4 protein-coding genes are annotated in these 2,841 nt (G+C 70.1%); 3 read left to right on the top strand and 1 reads right to left on the bottom strand.

Annotated features, from left to right (window positions below; translation table 11 throughout):
* The coding region (locus V6M37_RS14395; RefSeq protein WP_332674440.1) for a PAS domain-containing protein at positions 1-1,275 on the bottom strand (1,275 nt) is incomplete at its 3' end.
* 210 nt (positions 1,276-1,485) lie between these two features.
* On the opposite strand from V6M37_RS14395, the gene V6M37_RS14400 reads away from it, so the two are divergent.
* From V6M37_RS14400 to V6M37_RS14410, 3 genes are all read left to right on the top strand, one after another.
* A complete protein-coding gene (locus tag V6M37_RS14400; RefSeq protein ID WP_332674442.1) occupies positions 1,486-2,001 on the top strand; it encodes a sodium:proline symporter in 516 nt (171 codons plus the stop codon).
* Positions 1,998-2,366: a DUF6152 family protein gene (locus V6M37_RS14405; RefSeq protein ID WP_332674444.1), complete on the top strand. Its 369-nt coding sequence runs from the start codon at positions 1,998-2,000 to the stop codon at positions 2,364-2,366. Before V6M37_RS14400 ends, V6M37_RS14405 begins: the two co-directional genes overlap by 4 nt.
* 9 nt (positions 2,367-2,375) lie before the next feature.
* Positions 2,376-2,841, top strand: a 466-nt coding sequence (locus V6M37_RS14410) for a hypothetical protein (protein ID WP_332674446.1), incomplete at its 3' end; no start/stop codon positions are given.

Here is a 2,841-nt window from a genome sequence, read left to right on the forward strand (position 1 = left end):
CGCGAACACTTCGAGCGCGTCGATCTCCTCCCTGTCGGGGTCGCGCGGCGCAAACCAGTAAGTCGCGATCGCACCCGCGAGCTTCGTCCCGCCGACCGGGATCATCACGATGCTGCGGATCGCTTCACCCGGCTCGACGCGCGCGCGCAGTCGGGCATCCTCGGCGAGGTCGGTGATCACGACGGCGCGCCCGGCCGACAGCGCGCGCTCGGCAAGCTCGAGGATCAGCGGGTCCGGCCGATCGTTCCACGTCACGCCGCCGGGAGCGAGGCGTCCGTCGCAGTAGAACGTCTCGCCGAAATCGATCACGACGCTGACCCCGTCCACCTGCGCGAGCAACCGCGCGGCGCGCAGCACTTCGTCCTGCAGCACGCGGCAGCCCTCCGACTGTGACAGCCGCTCGAGCGCGGCCGACAGGTGCTGGAGACGGCGATGCCCCGCTGCCAGCGCTTCCTCCGCCTCGACCTGGAGCGTGATGTCGCTGAGCAACAGCGCAATCTGGCCCAGCTCGGGCGCGCCGTAGCGGAACGCATAGACGTCGAACCACCGGCCGAGCCTCCCCGACCGCCGCCGGAAGCGTGCAGCCTGTCCGGTGACGGCGACTTCGCCGAAGATCCGGGACCAGTCCGCCTCGAGTTGCGACACCAGTTCGCGCATCCGGGCGTCGTGCGCCGCCGCGAGGCCGGTGAGGGTCCGGAAGGCCGGATTGGCTTCGAGGAAGCGGAAATCGATCGCACGATCCTGCGCGTCGAAGATCATCTCGACGAGACAGAATCCCTCGTCCATCGACTCGAAAAGCATCCGATAGCGCGACTCGCTCGCTTGGAGCGCGCGGCGTGCGGACACCTGCGGAGTGTCGTCGACGATCGTCACGAGCACGCCGCCGACCGTGTCGTCCTCGCCTAACACCGGGCTGTAGCAGATCGTCACGAAGGTGCGCGGCGCGCCATCGTCGGCCTGCCCGCTCGAAATCCTCTCGGACAGGAAAACCGTCTCGCCCTCGTCCATGACCTGGCGGAACAGCGGTTGCGACGCTTCCCAGCGGTCGCGCAGCGCAACGCGGGCCGGGCGTCCCATCGCCGCCGGATGTTCGGCACCGAGCAGCGGTCGGTAGGCGTCGTTGTAGATCCGGACCAGCTCCGGCCCCCACAGCAACGCCATCGGAAAGCACGACCCGAACACCAGTGCGGCCGCCGTCTTCAGGCTGACGGGCCAGCCGGACATCGGACCGAGCGGGGTTTGCGCCCAGTCGGTCGCGCGGTGGAGGTCGGACATCCGGGGGCATGCCGGTCCGGCCGCGGGAGCACAGCGATCACCCGTTCGAGGATTCTTCAAGGCGCCTCCACTCGTCAAGTCGCGCTCGGGCGGCGCCCGCGCCGAACGGCCGTCGCCCGGCGGAGTTTCCGCCCGCGGTCAGAATTCCCGGCGCCGCGCGCAGTCGAACCGCCGGTAGCGGTCCGACGGCTGCGTCGAGACGGAAACACCATGGATATCGTAGATCGCAAAGCGGTTTTTCGCCTTCCCGACGCGCGGCCGGCCGTGCTGGCGGGAATTGCGGCCGGCGTCGTCTCGACCGTCGCGCAAGTCGCGCTGTGGCTGGTCTTTACCGACGCCTTTCCGGACATCCTGTTCCGCGACGCGCGGTTCGCGGCGGCAACCGTACTCGGCCGCGGCGTCCTGCCGCCGCCGGCGAGCTTCGACTTGGTCGTGACGCTCGCCGCGACGGTCGTGCATTTCGCGCTGTCGATCGCATACGGGCTGGTCCTCGCGACCGGGATCGGGTCGCTCGGCCTCGGCGCGTCGGTCGTCGCCGGCGCGGCGTTCGGGATCGCGCTGTTCATCGTCAACATGTACGGCTTCACGGCCGTCTTTCCGTGGTTCGCGGCGGCGCGCGACGCGATCACGCTCGCCGCCCACGTCGTGTTCGGCGTCAGCGCGGCCGCGGTCTATCACGCACTGTCCGCGCGCCGGCGGCTGCGCATAAAGGAGAAACCCGGATGAATCTGCAACGTAATATTCGCCGGATGGCCGTCGTGCTCGTCTTCGCACCGGCGGTGGCGCTGGGACACCACGGCTGGAACTGGGCCGAACCCGTGAATTCCGAAGTCACCGGCGTCATCAAGTCGGTGCGGCTCGGCAACCCGCACGGACGGGTGACGCTCGACGCGGACGGCGAGGAATGGGTCGCCGAGGTCGGGCAGCCGTGGCGCAACGAGCGCGCGGGATTGAAGGACGGGATGCTCGTCGAGGGGGTGCGGATCACCGTGTCGGGCCACAAGTCCGCACGACCCGGCGAGAAGGTCATCAAGGCCGAACGCGTGCTGATCGACGGCCGCCAGTACGACCTCTATCCCGACCGCGACTAGGGCGGCGCGATGTTCGAGGGGCTGCTCGAATCGATCGACGCGTCGGCGCTCGCCGTGCACCTGCGGCACTCGACCTGGCTCTACCCGCTCGTGAACGCCGCGCACATCCTCGGCATCGCGCTGCTCGTCGGCGGCATCGCGCCGGTCGACGCGAAGCTGCTCGGCCTGTGGCGCGCGGTGCCGCTCGCGTTCTTCGCGCGGACCGTGCTGCCGTTCGCGTTCGGCGGCGCGGTGCTCGCGATCGTCGCCGGGGCGCTGCTGTTCATCGTGCAGCCGGCAGACTACGCGGCGCTGCCGGTGTTCTGGCTGAAGATCGCGCTGGTGCTCGCGGGACTGGCAAACGCCTTGCTGCTGCACCGCAGCCGCGCGTGGCACGCGCAGCTCGCGCGCGCCGACGCCGCGCCGCCGCCCGCGCGCCTGCGGATCGGCGGCGCGCTGTCGCTGCTGATCTGGCTGGCGGTGCTGCTGCTCGGGC

Source organism: Aromatoleum sp., from assembly GCF_036675785.1.
In the GTDB taxonomy this organism is placed as follows: domain Bacteria; phylum Pseudomonadota; class Gammaproteobacteria; order Burkholderiales; family Rhodocyclaceae; genus Aromatoleum.